Source organism: Mycobacterium senriense (genome assembly GCF_019668465.1).
GTDB lineage: Bacteria > Actinomycetota > Actinomycetes > Mycobacteriales > Mycobacteriaceae > Mycobacterium > Mycobacterium senriense.
Genome location: NZ_AP024828.1, coordinates 4,678,297 through 4,702,869 on the forward strand (window position 1 = coordinate 4,678,297; position 24,573 = coordinate 4,702,869).

General features: G+C 66.9%; 24 protein-coding genes and 1 pseudogene. 4 read left to right on the plus strand and 21 right to left on the minus strand.

Translation table 11 applies throughout. From position 1 onward, the window contains the following. Positions 1-16 precede the first annotated feature (16 nt). Positions 17-1,385, plus strand: a pseudogene (locus MTY59_RS21945) (HNH endonuclease signature motif containing protein). Positions 1,386-1,568: 183 nt separating this feature from the next. On the opposite strand, the gene MTY59_RS28025 reads toward MTY59_RS21945, so the two are convergent. The 10 genes from MTY59_RS28025 to MTY59_RS27480 form a co-directional block, all read right to left on the minus strand. Then, entirely contained in the window at positions 1,569-1,832 is a 264-nt protein-coding gene (locus tag MTY59_RS28025; protein WP_221043025.1) for a DUF3761 domain-containing protein, read from the minus strand. A gap of 23 nt (positions 1,833-1,855) precedes the next feature. Further along, positions 1,856-2,233, minus strand: coding sequence for a DUF732 domain-containing protein (locus tag MTY59_RS21955; RefSeq protein ID WP_221043026.1), 378 nt, complete (start codon positions 2,231-2,233; stop codon positions 1,856-1,858). Positions 2,234-2,564: 331 nt separating this feature from the next. Further along, positions 2,565-3,842: a hypothetical protein gene (locus MTY59_RS21960; RefSeq protein WP_221046581.1), complete on the minus strand. Its 1,278-nt coding sequence runs from the start codon at positions 3,840-3,842 to the stop codon at positions 2,565-2,567. 19 nt (positions 3,843-3,861) lie between these two features. Then, entirely contained in the window at positions 3,862-4,623 is a 762-nt protein-coding gene (locus tag MTY59_RS21965) for an SDR family NAD(P)-dependent oxidoreductase (protein ID WP_221043027.1), read from the minus strand. Continuing rightward, positions 4,620-6,971 (minus strand): CaiB/BaiF CoA transferase family protein, encoded by a 2,352-nt coding sequence (locus tag MTY59_RS21970; RefSeq protein ID WP_221043028.1) that lies wholly within the window; start codon positions 6,969-6,971, stop codon positions 4,620-4,622. The genes MTY59_RS21965 and MTY59_RS21970 overlap by 4 nt, the downstream gene beginning before the upstream one ends. 19 nt (positions 6,972-6,990) lie before the next feature. Next, positions 6,991-7,959 carry an enoyl-CoA hydratase/isomerase family protein gene (locus MTY59_RS21975; protein WP_221043029.1) on the minus strand — a complete coding sequence of 323 codons (969 nt, stop codon included), beginning with the start codon at positions 7,957-7,959 and terminating at the stop codon, positions 6,991-6,993. Between the two features lie 29 nt (positions 7,960-7,988). After that, on the minus strand, positions 7,989-8,825 hold the full coding sequence (locus MTY59_RS21980; RefSeq protein WP_221043030.1) for a mycofactocin-coupled SDR family oxidoreductase: 837 nt from the start codon (positions 8,823-8,825) through the stop codon (positions 7,989-7,991). Beyond that, complete coding sequence (locus MTY59_RS21985) at positions 8,825-10,027, minus strand: cytochrome P450 (RefSeq protein WP_221043031.1); 1,203 nt, start codon at positions 10,025-10,027, stop codon at positions 8,825-8,827. Before MTY59_RS21985 ends, MTY59_RS21980 begins: the two co-directional genes overlap by 1 nt. 249 nt (positions 10,028-10,276) lie before the next feature. Next, on the minus strand, positions 10,277-10,960 hold the full coding sequence (locus tag MTY59_RS21990; protein WP_221043032.1) for a TetR/AcrR family transcriptional regulator: 684 nt from the start codon (positions 10,958-10,960) through the stop codon (positions 10,277-10,279). Positions 10,961-11,288: 328 nt separating this feature from the next. Beyond that, positions 11,289-11,507 carry a hypothetical protein gene (locus tag MTY59_RS27480; RefSeq protein ID WP_250160621.1) on the minus strand — a complete coding sequence of 73 codons (219 nt, stop codon included), beginning with the start codon at positions 11,505-11,507 and terminating at the stop codon, positions 11,289-11,291. Positions 11,508-11,529: 22 nt separating this feature from the next. On the opposite strand from MTY59_RS27480, the gene MTY59_RS27485 reads away from it, so the two are divergent. Both MTY59_RS27485 and MTY59_RS22000 read left to right on the plus strand, forming a co-directional pair. Further along, entirely contained in the window at positions 11,530-11,814 is a 285-nt protein-coding gene (locus MTY59_RS27485) for a SecDF P1 head subdomain-containing protein (protein WP_250160622.1), read from the plus strand. A gap of 76 nt (positions 11,815-11,890) precedes the next feature. Continuing rightward, positions 11,891-12,556: a class I SAM-dependent methyltransferase gene (locus MTY59_RS22000; RefSeq protein ID WP_221043034.1), complete on the plus strand. Its 666-nt coding sequence runs from the start codon at positions 11,891-11,893 to the stop codon at positions 12,554-12,556. Between the two features lie 12 nt (positions 12,557-12,568). Here MTY59_RS22000 and MTY59_RS22005 read toward each other — a convergent pair whose 3' ends face one another. Next, on the minus strand, positions 12,569-14,170 hold the full coding sequence (locus MTY59_RS22005; protein ID WP_221043035.1) for an arylsulfatase: 1,602 nt from the start codon (positions 14,168-14,170) through the stop codon (positions 12,569-12,571). Positions 14,171-14,284: 114 nt separating this feature from the next. Between MTY59_RS22005 and MTY59_RS22010 the strand changes: the two genes are divergently transcribed. Next, complete coding sequence (locus tag MTY59_RS22010; protein ID WP_221043036.1) at positions 14,285-15,304, plus strand: NAD(P)H-dependent flavin oxidoreductase; 1,020 nt, start codon at positions 14,285-14,287, stop codon at positions 15,302-15,304. A gap of 8 nt (positions 15,305-15,312) precedes the next feature. On the opposite strand, the gene MTY59_RS22015 is transcribed toward MTY59_RS22010, so the two are convergent. The 10 genes from MTY59_RS22015 to MTY59_RS22060 all read right to left on the minus strand — a co-directional run bounded on the left by MTY59_RS22015 (position 15,313) and on the right by MTY59_RS22060 (position 24,572). After that, positions 15,313-16,134: a class I SAM-dependent methyltransferase gene (locus MTY59_RS22015; RefSeq protein WP_221043037.1), complete on the minus strand. Its 822-nt coding sequence runs from the start codon at positions 16,132-16,134 to the stop codon at positions 15,313-15,315. Then, complete coding sequence (locus MTY59_RS22020; protein WP_221043038.1) at positions 16,131-16,598, minus strand: GbsR/MarR family transcriptional regulator; 468 nt, start codon at positions 16,596-16,598, stop codon at positions 16,131-16,133. The genes MTY59_RS22015 and MTY59_RS22020 overlap by 4 nt, the downstream gene beginning before the upstream one ends. Before the next feature lie 90 nt (positions 16,599-16,688). Then, a complete protein-coding gene (locus MTY59_RS22025; RefSeq protein ID WP_221043039.1) occupies positions 16,689-17,684 on the minus strand; it encodes an alpha/beta fold hydrolase in 996 nt (331 codons plus the stop codon). A gap of 160 nt (positions 17,685-17,844) precedes the next feature. Continuing rightward, the gene (locus MTY59_RS22030; RefSeq protein WP_221043040.1) at positions 17,845-19,113 is read right to left on the minus strand and encodes an amidohydrolase family protein; all 1,269 of its coding nucleotides are present in this window, start codon (positions 19,111-19,113) and stop codon (positions 17,845-17,847) included. 52 nt (positions 19,114-19,165) lie between these two features. Continuing rightward, entirely contained in the window at positions 19,166-19,939 is a 774-nt protein-coding gene (locus tag MTY59_RS22035) for a class II aldolase/adducin family protein (protein WP_221043041.1), read from the minus strand. Continuing rightward, positions 19,926-21,548, minus strand: a complete 1,623-nt coding sequence (locus MTY59_RS22040; RefSeq protein ID WP_221046582.1) for a class I adenylate-forming enzyme family protein — start codon at positions 21,546-21,548, stop codon at positions 19,926-19,928. The genes MTY59_RS22035 and MTY59_RS22040 overlap by 14 nt, the downstream gene beginning before the upstream one ends. Positions 21,549-21,584: 36 nt before the next feature. Continuing rightward, the gene (locus MTY59_RS22045; RefSeq protein WP_221043042.1) at positions 21,585-21,881 is read right to left on the minus strand and encodes a hypothetical protein; all 297 of its coding nucleotides are present in this window, start codon (positions 21,879-21,881) and stop codon (positions 21,585-21,587) included. 38 nt (positions 21,882-21,919) lie between these two features. Further along, the gene (locus MTY59_RS22050) at positions 21,920-22,411 is read right to left on the minus strand and encodes a hypothetical protein (protein ID WP_221043043.1); all 492 of its coding nucleotides are present in this window, start codon (positions 22,409-22,411) and stop codon (positions 21,920-21,922) included. Beyond that, a complete protein-coding gene (locus MTY59_RS22055; protein ID WP_250160623.1) occupies positions 22,404-23,726 on the minus strand; it encodes a molybdopterin-dependent oxidoreductase in 1,323 nt (440 codons plus the stop codon). The genes MTY59_RS22050 and MTY59_RS22055 overlap by 8 nt, the downstream gene beginning before the upstream one ends. A 105-nt stretch (positions 23,727-23,831) precedes the next feature. Next, positions 23,832-24,572 carry an SDR family oxidoreductase gene (locus MTY59_RS22060; protein WP_221043044.1) on the minus strand — a complete coding sequence of 247 codons (741 nt, stop codon included), beginning with the start codon at positions 24,570-24,572 and terminating at the stop codon, positions 23,832-23,834. Position 24,573: the final 1 nt, after the last annotated feature.

Here is a 24,573-nt window from a genome sequence, read left to right on the forward strand (position 1 = left end):
CCGATAGTTTCGGGGTGTGAGCGTAGATCGGGAGGCCTTGTCGGCGGCGTTTGACACCATCGACGCTGCCCTCGACTTCCTGGTCGGGTACGACTGCGAAGCCTTGGCCCCCCGCGAGCAGTTTGGCGATGTTGGAACGCTCCGAAAAGGTGCGTCGCCGGTTGCCGGCGGTCGAGCACCCCCTGATCAATTCCCTTGCGCGCCAGGCGCCGTCCCAAGAACTCGGTGGCACGCTGACCCATGCGATCACCGAGGCCACGCTGATCAGGCGCTCCGAAGCATTCCGGCGCATCAAGGAGGCGCGGGATCTGGGCCCGCGGCATGGCCTCACAGGCGAACCTGTGGCGCCGGCCTTGGCCGCCACCGCGGCCGCGCAACGGGATGGCACGTTGGGACCCGGCCAGGTCTCGGTGATCCGAAAGTTCTGTCACCAGTTGCCCGGCTGGATAGATGCAACCACCCGCGAGCAGGCCGAGGCCAAACTCGCCACAGAGGGAACCCGGTATCGGCCCGAACAACTCGACAAGCTGGCCGCCACCTTGGCCGATTGCCTCAACCCCGACGGCACTTTCACCGATGAGGACCGCGCCCGGCAGCGTGGCGTCACGCTGGGCAACCAGCAGGCCGACGGCATGTCGCAGCTGCGCGGTTGGCTCACCCCCGAGGCACGCGCCACCGTCGAAGCCGTCTTCGCGAAACTCGCCGCGCCGGGCATATGCAATCCGGATGACGAAAACCCATGCGTGGATGGGGCTCCCACCCAAGAAGCCATCGAGGGCGATCCGCGATCGGCCGGCCAACGCAACCACGATGCGCTCAACGCGGGTCTGCGCGCGCTGCTGGCATCGGGAACACTCGGGCAGCACAACGGCTTACCGGCCTCGATCATCGTCACGACAACGCTCCGGGAGCTGGAATCCGCGGCCGGACGCGGTTTGACCGGCGGCGGCACCATGCTGCCGATGAGCGACGTGATCCGCCTGGCCCGCCACGCACACCACTACTTGGCGATCTTCGACAAAGGCAAGGCCTTGGCGCTGTATCACACCAAACGCCTGGCCTCTCCCGCCCAGCGAATCGTGTTGTACGCCAAAGACCGTGGCTGCTCGGCGCCCGGCTGCACCACGCCCGGCTACTACTGCGAAGTCCACCACGTCACCGACTACGCCATGTGCCACACCACCGACGTCAACGACCTCACCTTCGCCTGCGGACCCCAGCACCGCCTGCTGCGACCCGGCGGCTGGACCACGCGCAAGAATGCCAGGGGTGATACCGAATGGCTTCCGCCTCCGCATCTGGACCGGGGAAGGCCCCGCGTCAACGTGTTTCACCATCCCGAGAAGCTGCTCCAGGACCGCGACGAGGACGACGAGGCGGATTGACCTCCTCTGAGCCGGCCAACGTCACTATGCCCATGGTGCGTCGCGTCATCGAGGGCCTTCCTACACTTCGGCGCATACTCAAATTTCGAGTGGTCAAAGCCAGGCTTTTGTCAGTTGAGGGGCCAACGGCGACAAGCAACTGAAGTCTGGCAATAACGCGAACGCCCGCAGCTGATCCTGCGACTACAACACCCGCTGAACGCCCCCGCGTCCGTGGCAGGTGTCGTCCTCATCCGGGTTTTCACTAAACGAGTAGCAGCCGTCAGCGCATTCAGCGGTTGCACCCGGTGGTGGTGTCAATGCGCATACTGGGCGGTGAACGCAGTGGCCGGAGGCAGCTTTGTAATAGCCTGACGGGCACGCACTGGCCGGGGGCGCCAGAACAGTGGATGTAATTCCGAGCGGCGCGATAATAGCCGCGATGAACCCGATGATGCGGACGAACATGCCGCCAAAACTCCCGTCGACTGTTAAGTGTCGACGTCACCTGTGCCGCTTGAGATTTGGACTTTATCCCATGGGCAGTAGTTGACGACGGACGCGGCGACTACATCTGCGGCCTGCTCCCTGTTGATCCAGCCATCGCCGCTCTCTACGGCCTTTTCCGCAGCTTGCACCGGGGTTTGACCGTTGACGTCGATGTCGTAGCACACGGAATGGCCAAGTTGGATCAGATCGTCGGCACTTTTGCACTTCATTGAACCTTCACCGCAGCCGAGGCCGTGTTCCGTTAGGAACTGTATAAAATCAGCATCGTCCGCATGGACCGGCGGTGCGAACCCGATTCCAGCGATCGCTGCCGCAGCCGCTAAAGTAGCTGTGGCGACGAGATTTACACGAGACAACATGCCTCCAAACCTCCCTGTTTGGTGACTGTCGTATTAGTGACATTGCCCGATTCGGTAGCGTAAACGCTTTCGCGGTTACTTACATCCGGAATTGTGAAAATTCCCGATGTGGGTTGTGACTCTGGGTCCAGCCCGCGGCGTTGACCCCGTAGACGCGTCGGGTGATTCACCAACGAAGGCGGTGCGAATTGCTGGCAATTCCGTCCGGTAACGGTTATTGACGGGCGGGGTACTGCATGGCGGCCGCCAGCCCACCCAGACCATGGGCAGCCACGAGCCAACCGCGCCACCATCCCGAGAAGCTGCTCCAGGACCGCGACGACGACGCGCCCTAGGCGACGCGCCCTTCCTCGGTCAGCGCCTCGTCAAGCAGGTCGCCCAGCGGGTGCCGGTGCCACAGCAACAGCAGGTTCGACAGCATCTGCAGGGGCGCGCGCACGCCCTCGTCATCCCTGATCCGCGGGTCCGTACGGCTGCTCGGCGCCATGTCGAATCGCTTACGTATCAATGCCGGTACGTCCAGCAACCAGGCCACGCCCATCACCGCCGCATACAGCAGCGTGTGCCGCAGAAGCCGGTCCGGTTCCAGGCGCGCACCGCCGCAACGCTCGAATTCCGCGACGAACAGTTCCAACAGGTCGTCGAGATGGGTATCCCATATCTCGTTCTCGGCGCCGGACATCGCCCCCCACAGGGCCATGCCCAGGTTCATCTGGCTCACACAGCCCCAGTCCATCAGGCCGCAACGCAGAGTGCCCTTGCCATCCCGCCAGAACCAGGCATTGTCGATATTGGCGTTCCAGTGGCACAGCGCGACGTAATCGCCGTCGGCGGCCAAGTGATCCGCGACCGCGTCCTCGAACAGGGCCAGCAGGGGCGCCTCGTCGGCCAACCGCGCCAGGAACTCCGGGGAGCCCACGCCGGCCGGCACCAGGCCGCGGTGGGTGTCGAGGAATTCACCGAGTTGATTGACCCGTCGCTGCAATTTGTCCATCGACAGCGGTGCCCGCTCTCCCACCGTTGCGGCCTGCACGTCCAGCGGAAAGTGCTCGGTCTGTTCCGCGGGCAGCCGGCCGGAGCGGTGCGTGCCGGCAAGCCGCGCCAGGGCGGTCAGCAGTGCGCGGTAATGTTCGAGCGGCTCGGGCATCTCGTAGTCGAGGCACTTGTGGTATTGGGGTTCGATCCCGTTGACGCCGAAGCTGATTCGTTCGGTTATCAAGATCCCGGTGCCGCTCTGTGCGTGGTAATCGGCGAACTGCGGGCTGGGCACCGCGATGGGGAATTCGGGCGCACGCGCCAACGAGGCGAACCGGACCTCGGACTCCATCTGGGTCTTTCCGCGGTCGCGCACCGGATTGTCGAGATCGCGGGAGAACTTGACGAACAGCTCGGTGTGCAGATTCGGTGCGGGCCGGTCGTATTCGATCGACAGCATCGACTTGCGGCCCGTGCTGCCACCGCCGATCTCCCGGAATTCGCTGATCCGGGTGACGCCGTTGTCCGTGAACACGCCGGAGGCCCGAAACGCGTTGGTCAGGAACGACACTCCCCCGCCGAGCAACGCCGCGGGGTCAGCCGGCAGCGGCAATCCGTGGTGATCGCCGATCACCCAATCCGAGTCCACGCCGCTACCAGGTCTGCTCGGCCGAGCGCACCAGCATGTGATTGACCGCGACCCGCCGGTCACGGGTCACCATGAACAGCACCGCATCCGCGATGTCCTCGGGCCGCAGCATGACCATACCGGCGGTCTGCCGTTCGAACGCCTCGCGTGACGTTTCGGCCAGATGGCTGAAGATTTCGGTGTCGACCGTTCCGGGGCCCACCACTCCGACCCGCACCCGCTTCCCGAGCACCTCCTGGCGAAGACCCTCGCTGAAGGCGTTGACGCCGAACTTGGTCAGCGAATACACCGCCGTGTTCGGCCGGGCCACCCAGCCGGCGGTGGAACTGATCGTGACCAGGTCCGCCACGCCGCGCGGCGAGTCGGCGGCCGCGTCGATCAGGTAAGGAAGCCCCGCCCGGGTGGCGTAGAGGACACCCTGCACATTAACGGACACCATCTGGTCCCAATCCTGCAGCGACGCCTCGGTCGCGGGAGCCGATTGCATCAGACCGGCGTTGTTCACCAGGATGTCGAGCCGCCCCAGCTCCGCAACGGTGCGCTGCACCGCCGACGCCACCTGTTCGGCATCGGTGACGTCGGCGGTCACGACCAGCGCGGTGCCACCGGCGGATTCGATCTCGGCTTTCAGCTCCGCCAACCGGTCGGCACGGCGCGCGAGCAGGGCCACCGCCGCTCCCTGGTCCGCCAAAGCTCGGGCCGTCGCCGCGCCGATGCCGCTGCTGGCGCCGGTGACCAGGGCCGCTGTCTGCGCCAGTGTCGTCATGTTCCGCCCATCGGTTGCCTGCCGAGTATCTCGTGAAGAACGTAGTCGGTGTCCTCGCCCAGATCCGGCGCACCACGCGCGATCCGGGCCGGACGGCGCGCCATTCGCCAGGATGGACCCAGCACCGGTCGCTGGCCCTCGCGGTGATCCGTGACGAAGCGGTACAGCTCGCGGTCCCATAACCGTTGATCGGCAATCACATCCACCGCGGTGGCGCTCTTGGCGGCCGGCACCCCCGCCCCGCGCAGTTGCTCGGCGAGTCGCTCCGCGTCCTGGCCTCGGGTGAGCCGGGCGAGGTCCGCGTCGAGCGCTTCGGCGTGCCGATGTCGCGCCGCGGGCGTGGCGTAGCGGGGCTCGTCGGCCAATGGTGCGGCGCCGAGCGCCTCGCACAACCGGCGCCACTCGGCGTCGTTCGCGACGGCTACCGCGATCCACGTGCCATCGGCGCACGGGTAGCACCCGTGCGGGCACATGTCCGGATTGGCGTTGCCGCTGGGCCCCAGTGGTCGTCCGGTCAGCGATTGCTCCAGCAGGCAGTCACCGATCATCGAAGACAGGGTCTCCACGGCCGACACGTCGACGAACTGCCCGGCGCCACTGAGTTCCCGATGCAGCAGCGCCACCACGGCGGCGTAGGCGGCGGCCGCGCCCACCGTCGAGTCGCCGTAGCGCATGCTGGTCCCGAGCGGCGGCCCACTGGGATAGCCGACCAGTGAGGCCGGTCCGGCCAGCGCGGCAAAGCATGGGGCATAACCGGTTTGGTGACCCATTGGCCCGTCGTTGCCCCACATCTTGATCGACACCGAGATGATGTCGGGCTTGATCTCGGCGAGCTGTTGGTACCCGAGGCCCTGGCGCTCCATGGCGCCCGGGCGCAGGTTGTTGATGACGATGTCGCTGCGGGCGATCAGCTCGCGCAGCCTCGCCATTCCCTCGGGCGACTTGATATCCAGGTCCACGCTGAGGATCTCGGGGTTGATGCTCAAGAAAAACGGTGCATGATTGATGTCGGTGCCGCCGTAGGCGCGCATCTCCTCCGGGTAGGCGGCCGTCTCGATCTTGATGACCTCGGCGCCCAGCATCGCCAGCAATTTGCCCGCGTACGGACCGGCCCACACCTTGGTGAGTTCGACGACCCGCACACCTTCCAGCGGTCCGCCCCGGCCATCCCTGGGTGGCTTCAGTTGCGCCAACTTGACCGTCGGCCCTGTGCGCGGGGAGTCGAGGGTTTCCAGCACCGACCTGGTGTGCTCACCGAAACCGGGTGCGGCACTGACGATTCGCGCGGGCGACGCGCTGAACGCGTACGGCACGGTCGGATACGCCGCTTCACCCAGCACCGGATGGCGAACCCGCTGGAAGAATCCGCGGTGCCGGTATTGGGGCGAGTGATGCAGGTCCGCGGCGCCGTTGACGGGCACCAGCGGGACACCGAGCCGCTGAGCCCGTTCCGAGGCCTCCTCTTTGGGCAGCCCGGCGACCCAGCCGGCGAAGCCCCGCTGAAACGCGGCGACCTTCTCGGGGGTGACCGAGAACTCCAGCCAGTCATCCTCGAACGTGTCCAGCCATTCGGGATGGCCCAGCAAGGCTTTCATGCCGGCCCAGTGCGCGCCGCTGGTCATGTAGAGGTAGACGAACCCATCGGCACAGGCGAAGAACGAGGCCGGGCCGGCCTGATCGAAATCACCCCGCTCACCGTCGGCCGGTACCTCGCCGGTCACGAAGCGACCCAGGATGCAGTCGGCGCGTGAGACCAGCACGGCCTGCTGGGAGATGTCGATGAACTCGCCCTGGCCGGTGTGCAGCCGTCCCCACAGCGAGGACGCGACACAAAGCGCCGCCTCCAGCCCGGCTTCGTAGTCGGCCAGAAAGCGGCCCGGTCCCTGCAGCGGAGGCTTGCCGACGTCCGGGTGGCTCGGCGTGTGATACCCCCACCCGCTCGCGTGGAACACGTTGATGCTCCGGGCATTATCGAACTCCGCGGCCACCCCGTAGCCGTACGGGGTGATGGAGCAGCAGACCACCGACGGGTGCCGCGCGGACCAGTCCGTGGCCCGGCCATCGATGACCGCGTCCGCGGTTTCGATCAACCGGTGCAGGCGCTCGGCGTCGGCCGTCGAGCCGAGATCGAGGACGACGGAGCGCTTGTTGGTGTTGAGGTAGGCGAACAACGCGCTGCCTTCGCACCCGTCGGCGAGCAGGGGCGCCATGGCGCGGGTCGCGCTGCCGCGCTTCGGCGCCTCGATCTTGATGACCTCGGCGCCGAAGTCGGCCAGCAGCTTCCCGCAGTACTCCCCCGCGACGGATTCGGCTACCTCAACGACCCTGATACCCGTCAGCGCGGACATGCACGCCCCGCCAAAACGGTCAGGGCTTCGCGCGGCCCGAGCGGCTGAGGCGCCACTCCGGCGGGAAGTTCATGTCGTTGTCCTTGACCACGTTGTTGAGGCCCTTGTTGAAAGTGCCTTCCGTGAGGTCGACTTCTTGCGCGTCGTTCTGGATCATCGGCAGCATGCCCTCGACCATGCCGGTCAGCAGGCTGCCGAAGTACTCACCCTTGTGCTGCTTGTACAGCTCGAGGAAGGTCTTCTGTACCGCGACCGTGTCGGTCGGGCGGGACCGTGAGCATGCCATGGCGTACTTCTCGGTCTCGGCTTCCAGCTGGTCACGTGGCACCACGCTGTTGACGAAGCCGCAGTCGTACATTTCCTTTGCGCTGAACGGCCTTCCGGTGAACAGCATCTCGGAGAACTTGCGCAGGCCCATCGTCTCGGCCCACCACCACAGCCGCGGTCCCCAGCCCACGTACCGGAAGGCGGGGTGACCGAACAGGGCGTCGTCGGAGGAGATAACCAGATCGGCGTCGCCGGCCTGGTAGAAGTGCCACCCGTAGCAGTAGCCCTTGGCCTCGATGATGCTGATCTTCCGAAGCTCCTGCAGCGGACGGTTTCCGGCGCGGGCCTTGGCGTAGAAGTCGGTGACGGTGGACAGGTAGCGGTACGAACCACCCGGCGGGTACTTGACGTCGTCATCGTTGATCGCGAGCTCGTGATGCAGCGGGAGACCGGGGTTCTCCAGCATGGGGCGCTGCTCGGGCAGGTCGCCGCCGCTGCCGAAATCCTGTCCCTCGCCGCGGATCACGACCACCTTGACGTCGTCGTCCACGTTGCACTTGTGGATCAGGTCCGCGTAGTTCTGCCGCATGCCCAGACTGGTGGCGTTCTGCGCGTCGGGACGATCGAAGGTGATGTAGGCGATCCGGTTCTTCTTGTCCTTTTCGAACCTGATGTACTGCTCGGCTTCCTTCTTCAGCTTTTCGTAGTCATATTCGGGCATGGGCTTCTTCTTTCACTTGGGGCTGACGCCTATTTGAGCAAGCTGCCCGCATCGACGGGAAGCGAAACGCCGGTGACATAACGAGACTCGTCAGAGGCGAGGAACAGGACAGCATTGCTGATGTCGGTGGCTTCCACCCAAGGCACCGGCAGTGTGTGCATCATTTGCGAGATGGGGGCGAAGTCGTCCGGTCCGGGATTCTCCAGATCCGGGCGAAAGAGCCGATAGGTGTTGTCGTTCATCACCATCGTGGTGCTGACCTGGGTGGGCAGCACCGCATTGACCCTGATCATATGCGGGCCCAACTCGACGGCGAAGGCCCGCATCAGCCCGATGACGCCGTGCTTGGCGGCGATGTAATGCCCGGTGTTCGGGTAGGCCTTGCGGCCGCCCACCGAACTGGTGAGCACGATGGAGCCACCGCGGCCACCCGAAAGGACATGCGGCACACCCGCTTTGACGGTATGCCATACGTCGCTGAGGTTGATGTCGATCATGTCCTGCCACACGTCCTCGCGGATCTTGTGCAGCTTCCTGCCATCGGTGCCGACGCCCGCGTTGGCGACGATGATGTCGAGACGGCCGAGCTGTTCGACCCCGCTGTCCACCGCGGCTTTCAGCGCGTCGTAGTCGCGGACGTCCACCTGGGCGGTCACGATGCGCCGGTCGAGGTTCTTGACCAGATCCGCAGTCTCGGCAAGGTCTTCCGGTGTCGAGTGCGGATAGGCCAGGTTGTCGATCGGCCCGCAGACGTCGATCGCGATGATGTCGGCGCCCTCCTGCGCCAGGCGGAGGGCGTGACTGCGGCCCTGACCGCGCGCGGCGCCGCTGATGAAGGCGACCTTGCCGTCGACCCGGCCGGCCATCAGGGCACCAGCGTCGGCAGCGTTTCCCAGCCCCGCACCGACGATGTCGGGCTGAGCGTGGCGTTGGCCAGGTCGGGCTCCCACTCCGGGAACCGCTTGAGGATTTCTTCCAGGGCGACCCGGCCTTCCAGCCGGGCCAGTGCCGAACCCAGGCAGAAGTGGGCGCCGACGCTGAACGTGAGGTGCGGCCGGGCGGCGCGGTGAATATTGAATTCGCCCGCGTCGGGACCGAATTGCCGCTCGTCGCGGCAGGCGGCGCCGATCAGCATCAGCATCACACTGCCTTCCGGGACCGTCTGGTCATACACACTGACATCACGCGTCACATAACGCGCCATGTGCGGCGCGGGCGGCTCGAAGCGCAGCAGCTCCTCGATCGCCTGCGGGATGAGCGCCGGATTGTCGACAAGTTCGCGGCGCTGGTCGGGGTGCTCCGCGAGAACCTTGCCGGCCCAACCGATCAACCGCGTCGTCGTTTCGTTGCCGGCCCCGGCCACGACATTGAGGTACACCAGGATTTCCTCGCGCCTCAACCGCCTCGTGGTACCGGTCTCGTCGACGAATTCGACGTTGAGCAACTCGGTCATGATGTCGTCGGACGGATTCTCCGCCCGCCAGTCGATGTAGGCCTCGAACTGCTCGCCCACCGACAAGCCATGCTCGGCGGCACTCATCGGCTTGCCTGGCTCGGTGCGTAGCTGGGCGTTACCGCGATCGCGGATGAATTCCTGGTCTTCTTCGGGAATCCCGAGGAGTGCGCTGATGACCTTCATGGGCATGATCGCGCCCAGGTCCGTGACGAAGTCGAACCGACCGGAGCCCACCAACGGATCCAGCGATTGCGCGCAGAACTCACGGATCATCGGCTCGAGCGCGGCGATCTTGCGGGGGGTGAACATCCGCGACAGCAGCTTGCGGTGCACGTCGTGGATCGGCGGATCCTCGAAGATCAGCATGCCCGACGGGATTTCGAGGTTGGCCTTGATCAGTTCCATGATCACGCCCCGCGCGGAGCTGTATGTGGCGTAGTCGATGATGCCCTTGTTGACATCGGCAAACCGGCTCAACGCGTAGAAATCGTATTCGGCGTTGTAGTAGAGCGGTGCCTCGTCGCGCAGCCGCTTGAACATGGGATACGGGTCGGCAATCAACTCGACATCGTATGGATCGAAACGAACATGGCTATCGGTGCTCGCCGTCACGAAATCCCTCCTACCGCTGCAGTTTTAGTTGCCCGCACGACCTGCACCAGGGCTAGCGCTGCCAGCGTCGCAGCGCTGGATTCGGTCCGGGCAATTTCTACACTCCGCTTAATTGCGTCGCTCTGACTTCTGCACAAGCTCCGCTGAAAACGGCGCATGAACGTGGGCTTACTCTATTCTCGTAGAGAACCATACAGCGGATGCCGTGGCAAGATCCATAGCCCCGTACGCCGTGTTCTTGCGGCGTCCTCACGCGGACCCGGCCGCCCCGCGGCGCAACACCCGCAGGCCGCCGGCCTGGGTCAGCCGCCCCTTGTCCGGACTCTTCAGGATGCCGACGGCGATCGCCGACAGGATCCCGTCGAGCTGTTCGGCGCTGTCGATGATCCGGTCGCCATGCGCGAACCGCTGCAGCAGGCCGTTGATGAACGTCAACGTGACATTGCTCAGATCCTCGACGACGGCCGGATCCAGGTCCGCACCGTGCGGCATCAGCTGCACCAAGATCTCCCGGTGCAGCTTGGTGAACTCGTCGGTGGCCTGCTGCAGAATCGCGGCCAGAGCGGGGTCGCGGGTGGCCTGCATGGTCAGCTCATAGCGGGCCCTGGTCCGATACAGCTGCGGATCGCTGCCGGCCTGGATGACCACCTGCGACAACCGCGACGGTGTGCGATCCGCACCGGCGCCATCGGAGCTGTCCGCGATTGCCTGCAGCTCGGCGAGGTCGAGCTCGGCCGAGCGCTCGGCCACCGCGCGCAACAGCGCCGACCGGGTGCGGAAATAGAAAGAGGTGGTGCCGTCCGGCACCCCGGCCGCGCGGTCGACCTTCAGATGGCTCAGGCCCTTAGCCCCGTCATCGGCCAACAACTGGATCGCCGCGTCGCACAGATCGCGGCGGCGCTCGGCGGGGTTGGGCTTTCGGCGTTTGTCCATAATCTTCCAGACAGCGACCCTACTCTATATTCGTAGTGTCAGTAAAGAGCGCGCTGCCGAGCACGCCGGAATGCCACATGCGTGCAGGCCAAGAGGCTGCGGCAACCTTCGTCGAATTGCGCCAATTCGACGCGGCGCGCCAGCGGGCACCAAAGAAATTGCGGTGCAGGAGTTCCCGTCGGACATGGAATCAATAATCCTGCCGGAAGGGTGCCCGGTAGAGTGCCCGGTAGAGTGCATCGAAGATGATCCACCGTCGATTCAGCGCGCGTAGTGCCGCCTCCTGGCTTGGGTGTATCTGCCTGCTCGCGGCAGTGATGTGTGGCTGTCAGCAGACGCACAAGCCTGCGCCGTCCACCTCGTCGATCACCGCGCCGCCCAGCACGACCGCGCCGCCACCCCCGCCACCGCCTCCGGTCGTGAAGATTGCGCCGTTGCCGGTCCGGCCGGTGACGAAATCGCAGCCGACGACGCCAGCCGTGAAGTGCCCGGCCACGGATCCGAACACTCCCGCAAAGCCCACCGACGTCCTCACCACCTGTGACATCGGGCGAACCACGGTCTATACGTTGGGCCCCGAGACCATGCAGCTCGGACTCGTCCGCGTCGACCCACCGAAGTCGTTGACCGCGGATTATTACGAGCTGACTCTCGTGCTGGATCCGCCATCGGCGGCCGCGTGGACCACCTTCACGGGCGCGCATCTGCAGGACCACATGGCCTTCGTCCGGGACGACATGGTCCTGGAAGCACCGATCATCGAACAACCGGCCACGTCCGGGCGGATCGTCCTGACCACCCAAACAGCCCCGGGCGCGGCGCAATTGGCCCAATTGGTGGGTCGTCCCGCGTGACGTGCTCGAGGCGCCCGGACACGTCTCGGAGACGCATTCAGCTTGCCACACCTGAATTTCCAGTTAGGGTCAGCGGATGGGGCAGGTAACGGACCGCTGGCGCGCCGCTCGGCTGGCATCGGCGTTGTATAACACGGCTGCAATACATGACAGTGTCGCTGCGGTGGGCGCAAAAGCGTTGTGGGGATTGACATTACACGACCTCCTGCAAGAGGTTCAGCGTGTCGGTGAAGCTCGCGCCGGCGTCCATGTACTTGACATCCCGTGCGGTGGTGGCTTTGCCTTTCGTGGCTTGCGCTCTGGACAGGATTGCCGCTATGTGGCCGCCGACATTTCCTCGGACATGCTGAGGCGGGCGCGCAGCCGGGCAACTCAGCTGGGTGTGGCCGACCTGATGGAGTTCACCGAGGCCGATGTCACAGATTTACCCTTCCAGGACAACACCTTTGACCTGGCATTGACATTCAACGGTCTGCATTGTCTTCCTGACCCGCGAGCGGCGGTTTTCGAGTTAGCCCGCGTGCTCAAGCCGGGTGGGATTCTTCGCGGGAGCACGTGTGTACGTGGTCGCGGCCGGCGTCAGGATCGTTTTGTGACGGCGTTGCAGGCGGCGGGCTTCTTTGGGATCACGCCCCAGGCCGGTGACGTGCGGCGCTGGCTCAAAGATGCGGGACTCGAAGTCTTGGTTGCACGGCACAGTGGTTCAGTCGAGCTATTTGAGGCCCTTCGACCCAGCGCGTGATCGAGCAGCGGGTCACAATTGGACGTCGTAGACCGAGACGGGGTCGAGGATCACGCCGGTTTCCTCGACGTAGCGATCCCACAGCGCCAGCAGCTCGGCCAGCTTGTCGGGCCGCGCGTCGGCCAGGTCGTCGATCTCGCCGAGGTCGGAAGACAGATCGTAGAGTTGCCAGCTGCCCGGCCCGTACGGTGGCGGGAGGTACAGCGCCTTCCAGTCGCCCTGCCGGATGGCGCGACGGCCGAACAGCTCCCAGCCCGTGCCGGTGCCCGGATCGTGCACGGTCTCCGCGGCGCCCGTCAGGTAGTCCACCAGTGAGCGGCCGCGCATGGGGGCCACCTCGCGGCCGCGATACGACGTGCCCGGGTGGGTGGTCCCGGCCAGCTCCAGCACGGTCGGCGCGATGTCCATGACGGTGCTGAACGCGGTGCCGATCTGTTGTTGCCGGGCGAAGCCGGGCCAGGTGACGAAGCCGGTCACCCGGATTCCGCCCTGGGTGGTGAACGCCTTGTGCAGGCGCGAAGGCGCGGTGGCGGCCTGCGCCCAGCGGGGGCCGTACCAGATGAACGACGTCGGCCGGCCCAGGTTGTCCAGGCTGTTGTCGCAATGCTTTTCGATCTGTGCGGCGATCTGCGGACCGCGCAGCGGCATCGCCTCCACGATCGCGCCCTCGGCGCCGTTGTCGGACATGAAGATGACGACGGTGTTGTCGAGTTCGCCGCTGGCCGAGAGGTAGTCGATGACCCGGCCGACGTTGTAGTCCATCCGGTCGACCATCCCGGCGTAGACCTCCATGCTGCGGGCCGAGCGCGCGCGCTGCTCGTCGGTCATGTCGGCCCACTCCGGTGCGCCGTCGGCCACCACCGGGTGTGCGACCACGTCGGATGGACACAGTCCGAGCCGCTTGAGCGCGGCCAGGCGCTCCTCGCGCAGGACGTCCGGCCCGGCGTCGTAGCGGCCCCGGTATTTCGCGACGGATTCGTCGGGTGCCTGCAGGGGCCAGTGCGGCGCCTGGAACGGCAGGTAGGCGAAGAAGGGCCGGTCGTCGTCGGGGGCGCGTTCATCCAGATACCGCAGCAGGGTGTCGGTGTAGGAGTCCGACGAATAGAAGTCGTCACCGACGCTGACGAACCGGTCATCCTCGGTGTAAAGCGTTGGCACGGGTGAGAATCCGCGCGCCCCCGATCCGCCGTAATGACTGGCGCCGGCCGGCAAGAGGGCGAACGAGCGCTCGAAACCACGCGCCCACGGCGACGTCTCGATCGTGGCGCCCAGGTGCCACTTGCCCGACATCAGCGTCAGATACCCCGCGTCGCGCAACAGTTCGGGCAGCGCGACCACCCGGTCGTTCAGATAGCCCTCGTACCCGGGCGCACCGCGGAACTCCGGGGACGCGACCTCGAGCATGGTGCCGATGCCGGCGATGTGGTGATCGGTCCCGGTCAACAACATCGCCCGGGTCGGTGAGCAGGCCGGTGCCGAGTGGAAATCGGTGAGCCGGATCCCCGCGTGGGCCAGCCGATCGAGGTTGGGCGTCTCGATCTCGCCGCCAAACGCGCCGATGTCGGAGAACCCGAGGTCGTCAGCAACGATCACAAGGAAGTTGGGGCGCGTCACGCTCAAGCATCCTGCCAGGCCGGCCGCCGCCGCGGAATGCTGCCGCACCGGCCGGGCGCCGATAGGGTCAAGGGAGGCATGGTATCCGCGGCGGCATAGAGAAAGGGCCTGGAGATGTTGGCGCAGTTTGGAATGTCCGTTCCGCTGGTAGCGGCGCCGATGTCGGGCGGCCCGACCACCCCGGCCATGGTGTCGGCCGCCACCCGCGCCGGCGCGCTGGGACTGCTCGCGGCCGGATACAAGACAGTCGAGGCCATCGAGGCCGAGATCAAAGCCGTTCGCGCCGAGTCGATCCCATTCGGAGTCAACGTCTTCGCGCCCAACCCGGTGCCGGTCGACCCGCAGCGCTACCACGCCTACGCCGCGATCGTCCAGGCCGAGGCCGACCAGTTCGGGCTGACGCTGCCACCCGAGCCCATCGAGGACAACGACAGATTCGACGAGAAGATCGCGCTGTTGCTCGACGACCCGGTTCCGATGGTGTCGTTCACTTTCGGCATTCCGCCGCGCGACGTGATCGCCGCGCTGCAACGCGCCAACAGCGTTGTGGTGCAGACGGTGACCACGGCCGACGAGGCGGCGCGGGCCCACGAGGCGGGCGTCGACATGCTCGCCGTGCAGGCGGCCGATGCCGGCGGCCATTCTGGCACCCTCTCGCCGCAGCGGCCGTTGACGCCGGTCCCGATCGTCGACCTGGTCAAGGAAGTCGTCGCGAAGGTGCCGCTGCCGGTGATGGCGACCGGCGGCCTGGCCACGCCCGCCGCGGTGGCCGAGGTGATCCGCGCGGGTGCGACCGCGGCCGCCGTGGGCACCGTGCTGTTGCGCGCCACCGAGAGCGGCGCGTCGGCCACTCATCAGGCGGCCCTGGTCGACCCCGCCTACACCGAGACGGTGCTGACCCGCGCTTTCACCGGCCGGCCGGCCCGCGGCCTGCGCAACGCTTTCATCGACGCCCACGAAGCCGAGGCGCCGGCTGGCTATCCCGCCATTCACTACCTGACCAGCCCGCTGCGCAAGGCCGCGGCGGCGGCGGGCAGGCCGGACTACGTCCACCTGTGGGCGGGCACCGGTTATCGGCACGCGACCGCGGAGTCCGCCACCGACATTCTGCGCCGGCTGGCGTCCGACCTCTGACCGGCTAGTCAGTATTCAAAGCGGTTCAGCACGTCGTAGTGGCGACCGGCCGTCATCCACGTCAACCGGTAGATCAACCGCACCGCTGTCGACGGGATCCGGTTGTAGTCGGCCAGCACGGGTCTCTGCTCGAGGAACCGCAGCCGGGGATTCCAGGTGGCGATCTCGCGCACGTCCCGGATGCCCCACTTGATGATTCCCCGGGTGAAGAGCTTGGACATCAGCGGTGCCAGCGCGGAGAGCGTGTCGAAATGCATTTCGCCGCCGGTGAATTGGTCGGTCAGGCGCTGCAGGAGGCGCCGTACTTCGTGTTCGTGCAGGTACATGAGCAGGCCCTCGGCAATGATCAGCGTCGGGCGTCCGGCCGGGACCTGATCGAGCCACTGCAGTTCGGTCACCGACGAGCCGATCATCCGGTATTGGTCGGTGTCGTCGTAGAGCCGGCGGCGGAGCCCGATCACACTCGGCTGATCGACGTCGAACCACACGACGGAAGGCGGTGGGGCGAGCCGGAAGAAGCGGCCGTCGAGGCCGCAACCCAGATGCAGCACAACGGCATCCGGGTGCCGGGCAAGGTAATCCGCGCACCAGTCGTCGAGCTGCCTGGCCCGTAGCGCGACCAGGTATTGGTTAACCGCCGGCAACGACATCCGGTGAATTCTTTTGAAGTCATACGCGATCCGGTCCACCGCTTCCGCGGCCGTCCGGTCCCCCAGAATGGGCCGCTCCGTACGGCTCTCGTGCGCGCGCAGGTATAGCGTGACGAGGTTGGTCCACCCCACCGAACCCCACGGCACGGAACTGAAGTCGACTTTGTCCGTCGCGGTCATGGCTTTTTCCTTTTCCGATACTCGGTCCACATCTTCATGAGCTGATCGCCGTAGGCCTGGGTGCAGAACTCACAGAAGTCGCGGAAGTCCTCGACGCGCTGGCGCTGTTCGGCGCGGTCCTCGCCCAGCACCGACAGTGCGAACTCGGCGGGTTCGATGCCCAGCCGCATCAGTGACAGCTGCGTCTCCAGGACGCTGGTGAACCCGCCTGGCCGCACGCGGTAGAGGTGCTGACGGTTGGAGCTGGGCAACCGCTCGACCATGCCGCCGTCCAGCAGTTGGCGGGCGACGGTGCTGATCGAGGCCTTGCTCACCGATAACGCCTCGGTCAGCTGGGTCAACGACTGCTGCGGCGGATCACAGATCAGCAGCCAGCCATATACCCGGCCCATGGTGCGGGTTGCGCCGAGGAGCTCGAAGAACAGCCCGAGGCGGTCGACGAACTCGGCCTCTTCCGGGGACATAAGCCTCCAGTTCGTTCAGTACATACTAAACGTAACTTACACCGCTCGGCACATCCCGGGAACTGCGCGCGGGGCAGGGCGCGTCGAACGTCAGCTCACCGCGCCCTGCGCCGATGGAGTGCGCACGCTCAGCACGCTGTCGATCGCGTCGCTGACACACTGCGGGTGCTCTTCGAGCAGCATGTGCCCGGCGTCGGGCTGGTGCAGGTGGGTGGCGCCCGGGATGGCCGCCGCAATGTCGCGCGCGTGCGCGGCGGGGGTGGTCCGGTCGGCGCCGCCGCTGACCACCACGGCGTTGGCGCCGATGGTGGCGAGCGCGTGGTACTCGTCGTAGCGCTTCAGGCTGGGCAGGAAGCCCGCCGCCGTGGTCAACGGCGTGGTGCTGATGGCCGAGACCGTCAGTGCGGCCGCGCCCTGCCAGTCGGCACCGGAGTACTTGGCCAGGCCGCCGCACAGGGGGCGGACCAGTCCGTTGATCGCCCGGTCCATCGCGCGCTGCGGAATGTGGTGGACGAGTTCGAACAGCATCTCGGTGGCGCGCGTGTTCAGTAGCCGGCCGAGGCCCCGCTCGGCGAGCCGGCCCGCCGCGGTGGCGACCAGGACCAGGCCCTGCGGCTCGACCGGACGATCGGCGGCGGGACGGCCGAGGTAGGCCAGCGCGGTCATGCCGCCCATGGAGTGACCGGCCAACGTGAGCGGCCCGGTGACGCGCAATGCGGTGAGAACCTCGGCGAGGTCGTCGGCCAGCCGGTCGATGCGGTAGGTGCGCATGTCGGCACCGGTCGATTCGCCGTGGCCGCGGTGGTCGTAGGTGATGATCCGCACGCTGCCGCCCCACCGGCGCAGCAGGTGCCGAATCTGCAGCGCCCAACTCGACTGGGTCAGGCAAAGGCCGTGCAGCAGAACGATGGTGTGCTCAGGGGCGAAGGCCGTGCCGTAGTCGCGGACCGCAAGCCGCACACCGTCACTCGTGGTGACTGTCCGCTCGACATAGCCGTCGCGCTTGGCCTCCAGTCGCCGCGGCGGCGTCACGTTGGTCGAGCGGTACGCGTTCGATCCCGTAATCAGTTCTGGCTCAATGAACACGGCGAACTCCTGACCGGTGGCGATGCCGAAGGGGGTCCCGGCACCTCGTTGCGATCGAAGTTACGGGCCGACACGGGCCATGACTCGCTTGTGCGCGATAGCCACGCAACCAGCGATTTTCGCAGTTTTGCGCATTGTGCTCGGGCGGCGCGCCGCCCGGTCAGAACGCCTCGGGGTCCTCTTGCACCGCGGCCGGCACCGGGTGCCGGTATAGCCGAGACGCGTTCTCCCAGCAGAATTTTCGGATGACGTCGGGCGGCAGATCGCCGATCTGCTCGTGAATGGTTCGTTGGGTGTGCGGCCACGTCGAGTCGCAGTGCGGGTAGTCGGCTTCCAGCATGATGTTGTCGACGCCGATCCGGTCGCGCTGTACGAATGAGGACTTGTCCTCGACCGCGCAGAACCAGAAGTTGCGGGTCAGCACCTCCGCCGGGGTCAAGGGCTCACCGAGCGCCTGCCAGGTGCCGTACATCGCGTGATAGCTGAGCATGTGGTCGAGGCGATCGAGTAGGCCGGCCACCCAACCGATTCCGCCTTCGGACAGGCAGATCTTGAGGTCGGGGAATCGGCTGGGCAGCCCGGAGTACAGCCAGTCGACAGCGGCGGAAATGGCGTAGGCGAAGAACAGCACACCCTGCACGTCCGGTGGCGCGTCCGCGGTGGTGGACGGCGACGACCCCGACGATCCGATGTGCAGGTTCACCACGGTGCCGGTCTCGGCGCAGGCCGCCATCAGCGGATCCCAGTGGTCGGTGTGGATGCTGGGCAAACCCAGCATGGCCGGGTTCTCGCTGAACGTGACCGCGTGGAAGCCGCGCTCGGAGTTCTCCCGGATCATCGTCGCGCCGAGTTCGGGATCGAGCAGCCACGGCAACTGGCAGGGAATGATCCGGTCGGGATACGACCCCGCCCAGACGTCGAGATGCCAGTCGTTCCAAGCCCGCACCGAGGCCAGCGCCAGGTCGCGGTCGCTGGTCACCTGCTGCAGCCGTTGCCCGGCGAAGCCCGGCAGGAACGACGGGAAGTTCAGCGAGGCGTAGATGCCGTTGAGATCCATGTCCTTGACCCGGGCGTGGATATCCCATGCGCCCCTGCGCATTTCGTCGAATCGGACGGGCTCGAAACCGTACTCCGCCACCGGCCGGCCGACCACGGCATTGAAGCCGACGTTGGGCAGTTCCTTGCCGTCGTAGACCCAAGTCTGTCCCCCGCCGTCGGTCTCGACGACTTTCGGCGCCCGGTCGGCGTACTTGCGGGGTAGGCGGTCGGTGAAGGTGTCCGGGGGTTCGACGATGTGGTCGTCCACCGAGATCACCGTGTAGCGGCGCGCGGCCCGGGGCGGATCGGGCAGGAAGGTGACCGAGCGCCCCGCGCCGGTCTTCGCCGTGGTGAAGCTCAGGTCGGTGGCCAGCTCGTCGATCGATTTCACTCGTCAATCTCCTTGCGGGGCAGCGTCATTTGATCGGCGGGCCGGCACTGGTTCAGGTGAGCACATCGGGGTCGGCCTTGATGGTCATGCGCGCCGCCCCGGCCCAGTAGACGTCGGCCGCCCGCTCGATCAGCGACCGTTGCATGCCGGCCATGTCCGACCAGTTCATGGGCACCGGATCCCGGCCGGTGAGCAGGACGTCGTAGGCCAGCTTGCAGACGCGTTCGATGGATGCGGCACGGTAGACGGCCTCGGGCAGGTTGCGCCCGGTCGCGATGACGCCGTGGTTGGCCAGGATCGTCAGGTTGGCGCCGCCGATCCGCGCGGCGAGTTCCGCGGCGCGCGTGGGGCTGTCGATCTCGCCGTCGTAGGTGTCGACCAGGCACAGGTCGTCGAGGAACAGCGAACCGGTCTGGTGCACCAGCTCGGGCAGCCTGCCCAATGCGGCGAGCACGCAGACGTAGTAGGGGTGGTTGTGGATCACCACTCGGGCGTCGTCGCGCACCCGGTGCAGTTCGGTGTGGATGTGGATGGCCGGGGTGACGTCCCAGCGCCCGCTGACCACCCGCGCGTCGCCGTCGACCACGCAGATATCGGATGCGGTGATCTCCTGCCACCACAGCCCCCACGGGTTGACGAACATGTCGGTCTGGCCGTCGAGCTGCCAGGTGATGTGCCCGGCCATGTTCTCGGCGAACCCGATGCCGGCCAGGTGGCGGAAGGCGATGGCCAGCGCCTGCTGATTCGACAGGTCGACGCCGATGGGTGGGACCACCGACGGTGCCCAGACTTCCAACCCGCCGCGGCGTGCATCAGGAGCGTTCATGACCGGCCTCCATTCTGGCTCCAATATCCTCGCGCAGCCGGCCTTTGGCTATCTTTCCGCCGGATGAGCGGGGCAACTCGTCGACCACGATGAGCCGCTCGGGCAGCAGCTCTTTGGAAACGCCCAGCGCCAGCAGGTGTTCGACGAGTCCGGGCAGGTCCACGGTGGCGGCGTCGGTGAGTTCGGCATAGAGGCAGACCTTTTCGCCGAACACCGGGTCGGGCATGGCGACGGCCGCCGCGATCGCGATGGCGGGATGGGTCATGACGGCGTCTTCGACCTGGCTGGCGCTGATGTTCTTGCCGCCGCGCACGATGAAATCGGACGTGCGCCCGGTGACGCGCAGGTAGCCGTCGCCGTCGATCTCACAGATGTCGCCCATGCGCATCCACCCGTCGCGGGTGAACAGCTTGTCGTGGTCGGTGCCGCCGAGGTAACCGAGGCTGGTCGCCGGTCCCCGGCACGCGGGCTGGCCGCGCCCCGTTTCGGTGACGTCGCGGTCCCCGTCGAACAGCCGGACCGCCATTTCGGGGATGAGGCGGCCGCCGGTGCGCAGCCGGCGCTCGCGCGAGTCGTCGAGGGTGGTGGCGCTGAGCATCCCGGTCTCGTTGGAACCGTAGAACTGCAGGATTTTTGCGCCGGTGAGTTCCTCGAACTCGGCCGCGGGCCGGTACGGCAACGCCTCCCCGCCGGTGTACACGACGCGCAGCGAACTGAGGTCGTGGCCACGGCTGGCCGGGTCCGCCATCAGCATGGTCAATTGCGTGCTGACGCAACACAATACGGTGACCCTATGCCGGGCTATCGCCTCGCACGTGGCCTGGGTGGTGAACCGGTCCAGAATCACCGCGGTGGCGCCGAGGTATATGGGGGTGGTGTGACTGGTCCACAGCCCGAAGCCGAACGGGGTGGGGATCACCGGCAGGAATACCTCCTCGCTCCTCAGCAGCCCGTTGGCGACGGCTTTCTGGTGGAAGTAGTGCCAACGGTTCTGGGTGTGCACGACGCACTTGGGCAGCCCGGTGGTGCCGGACGTCGAGTTGATCAGGAAGACGTCGTCGGGGCCGAGTTCGCAACCGGCCGCCGGCGCCTTGGGATCGGCGTCGACATCGAGCCGAAGCGTCCCGTCGTCGTGGCTCAACACCACGCCGGGCACCCCCAGTTCGCCGGCGACGTCCGCGGCGGTGCCCGCCCGGGGTAGGTCACTGACCAGGATCTTCGGCTGGGCGGTGCGCAGGATCGCCGACGCCTCGCGGGTGCCGGCGCGCGCGCCGATGCCGACGACCACCGCGCCGCAGCGTTCGATCGCCACGAACAGCACGTGGATGGCGGCGCAGTCGCCGTGCCATACCGCCACGAGGTCACCGCGGGCGACGCCGGCTCCGGCCAATGTTTCGGCCAAACCGTTTGCGGCGCGGTCGAATTCACGCCAGGTGAACGCGGATCCGCCGTAGTCGACGTAGGCGGGACGGTCCGGTATCCGTTCGGCGTTGCGACGCACCGCGTCCGACAGCGTCGTATCGCACCACCAGCCGGCGGCACGAAAGCGGGCCGGGTCCTCGTGGGTGAACGCCGGCGAGCCCACAGTTTCCAGCCCGCCGGCGCCCATCATCAAATGATAGGAAAGCCACCGGCGGTTGCGGCGCTAGGGATTCGGCGGGGCGGGCGCGGCGTGCTGGTTGTTGTCGACGCTCGGGCGGCGCGGGTGCGGCGACGGGCAGGTGACGTTGCGAATGCACCCGCAGTTGAGGCCGATGATGCAGCCGCCTCCCCCGACGGGTTGCACCGGCACCGCACCGCCCGGGGCCGGTGGCGCGGGCGTCACGACCGACGGCGTGGCGGCGGCCGCAGGTGCGCCGCCCCACGCCAGGCCGGTGGCGAGAACAACCGCGGTCACGCACCCGCACAGCGCGGCACGTGCCTTGGCGTTGCGGCTCCCCATGAGGCACAAGAGTAATTGCTCACCGGTAGGCGCGCAGGTCACGCACCCGCCCGTCGACGTGCCGCCGCCAGCTTCAGGGCGTACACCCCGGCGCTGACCGCGAACATCGCGGCCGTCAACAGCAGCCATCGGCCGAGAAACGGGTCCTGAGTCTGGCCGGTCGCGGCCCGGTAGGTGGTGGCGCCTTGCCGGACGATGCCGGGCAGGAACACCAGCAGTGTCAGGCCCGCCCCCAGCGCGGGCACCCGGACGTAATTGAGCACCGGCACACCGGCATCGGCGCGCGCGGGCCGGGCGCGGTCGCGTGACAGCATCCGGTCAATGAGGGCGTAGACGGGGAACAACACCAGGTCGTGGGCGACGATGGCGGCGGCGAACCAGACGACGATCGACTGCCACCAGACGTGCGGGTTCCACAGCGTGACCGGTTTGACGACGGCGATGACGTAGCCCAGCAGGGCGAAGCCGGCGATCATCGTCAGCAGGTGCAGCGGGTGGGATCCGTAGATCCGTGCGAAGGCGCTACGCATGCGCGGCCGTTCGAAAAACGATGGACGCCACCCACTTCGTGTTGTGCACGCCGGGGAGTGCGGGCACGATGATCCGCGCGGGAAAGCCGTGATCCGGGGACAGGTCGGTGCCGTTCACGCGCATCGCCAGCAGTGCGTCCGGGTGCAGCACCTGGTTGCGTTGCAGCGTCGCCCCGGTGAACGCGCCCGAGCGCTCCAGCGACGACACCCGCGCGGATTCCGGTGCCGGCACACCGGCCAGTCGGGCGAGGTCGGCCAGTCGCACACCGGTCCACGTCTGGGTGGTCGACCAGCCCTCGACGCAGGCGATCGGCAGCGCGGCGGTGTGTTGTGGCATCGCCAGCAGGGCGGCGCGGTCCAGCGCCACCGGCCGGGGCCCGCCGCTCAGGGTGAGCCGCCAGCGCTCCGTCGTGTCCGCGGTGGAGATGCCGGCCGCGGCCGCGGTGCGGTTGATCTCGAAGTCATTGGGTCCGCCTCCGGGCCGTCGCCCGCGCGGCAGTAGCAGCGCGGCGGGCCGGGCGTAGCCGCCCAGCGTCTGGCCGGCGGTGATGACCGCCAGGAAAAGGGCGCCGCCGCCCACCAGCGCCAGGGCGCCGCGGCGGCTCATCGTCGCCGGGGCGGGGTCGGTGGCGACCAGACCGTCGGGCTGCCATGGCTGCGCCTCGGTGTCGGCGCGCCCGGTGCGCAGCACGTCCCGCAGCGACAGCGACCGCAGACCGGCCCACATGCGCCGGCTCTTGATCGCCACGTGCATGACGAAGCCGGTGATGAACACCCACGCACCGAAGTAGTGCGCGGTGTAGAAGCTGAACCCGAAGATGTAGTCGTACTGGATGTTCAGCACGCCGGTCACGATCTCGAACAGGATCCCGCCGACCAGCATCAGCAGCGAAATCCGTTCCAGCAGTTGGGCGATCGACCGCACCGGCGGGAACACGAAGAGCCGGGGGATCACCGACCACAGCTTGGCCAGCACCACCGGGATGAGGACGAGCCCCAGCCCGACATGAAGCCCCTGCGTCAGCCGGTACAGCCAGGACGGGTCGGTGGGCCAGTCGAAGGTCGGCAGCTTGAGCCAGCCGACATCGCCGGGGATCGCCTGGCCGAACCGCGGCCCGTAAGCGATGTAGGACAGCAGCCCGGTGAGGATGACGATCGGCAGCGTCACCAGCAGCACCGAGCCGAACACCGACGTCAGCCACGGTCCCCGCAGCGGGCTGCGCCACAGCCGCGCCGGGAAGCCGGGGCCGCCGGCCTCATTCGTCGGCGTGATGTCCTCGGCGGCAGGCCCGCCGGTTATCCGGGTTGGCTTCATCTGCCCCTAACCAGAGCTCAGCGATCACATCCAACGGTGCCGACCCGATCTTTCACGACGAAGGGGTGTTGACGGTTCAATTCGGCGGGTGATATTGAGACCGCGCTAACCCTGGACGGTGGGGCGAATGGTGATTTCACCGATCTCGACGTCGTGGGGCTGCTCGATGGCGAATGCGACGGCGCGTGCCACCGCCGCCGGGGGTAGACCGAAATCGTTCATGTCGCGCCGGATCTGCGCGCGCACCGCATCGTCGTCAATGGAGCCGTCCAGTGCAGTATCGACGAATCCCGGTGATATCGACGTCGTTCGGATCACGCCGTCGGTCGACTCTTGGCGCAGCCCTTCCATGACCGTGCGCACGGCGTTTTTGGTGGCCGCGTAGACCGCCATGGTGGGCAAAATCTTGAGCCCGGCCGTCGACACCGTCGTGACGAAGTGGCCTTGTCCCTGGCGCCGGAAGATCGGCAGGGCGGCGGCGATGCCGTGCAGCACCCCGCGCAGGTTGACGTCGATCATCGCCGACCATCCGTCGACCTGGAGGTCTGCCATCGGCCCGATCTTGCTGATACCCGCATTGCTGATCAACACATCGAGGCGACCGAACGAATCGACCGCCGCACCGACGAGCCGCCGCATGTCGTCGCGGCGTGCCACGTCGGTCGCACACGTGATGGCCGTTCCGCCCCCGGCACGTATCTCGCCGGCGATGTCGTCGAGGCGCTCGGCGCGCCGCGCGCCCAGCACCACTCGGGCACCGCGCTCGGCGAGCAGGCGTGCCGTCGCCTCGCCGATGCCAGAGCTTGCTCCGGTGATGGCAACGACGCGCCCGTCGATACCGGTCATC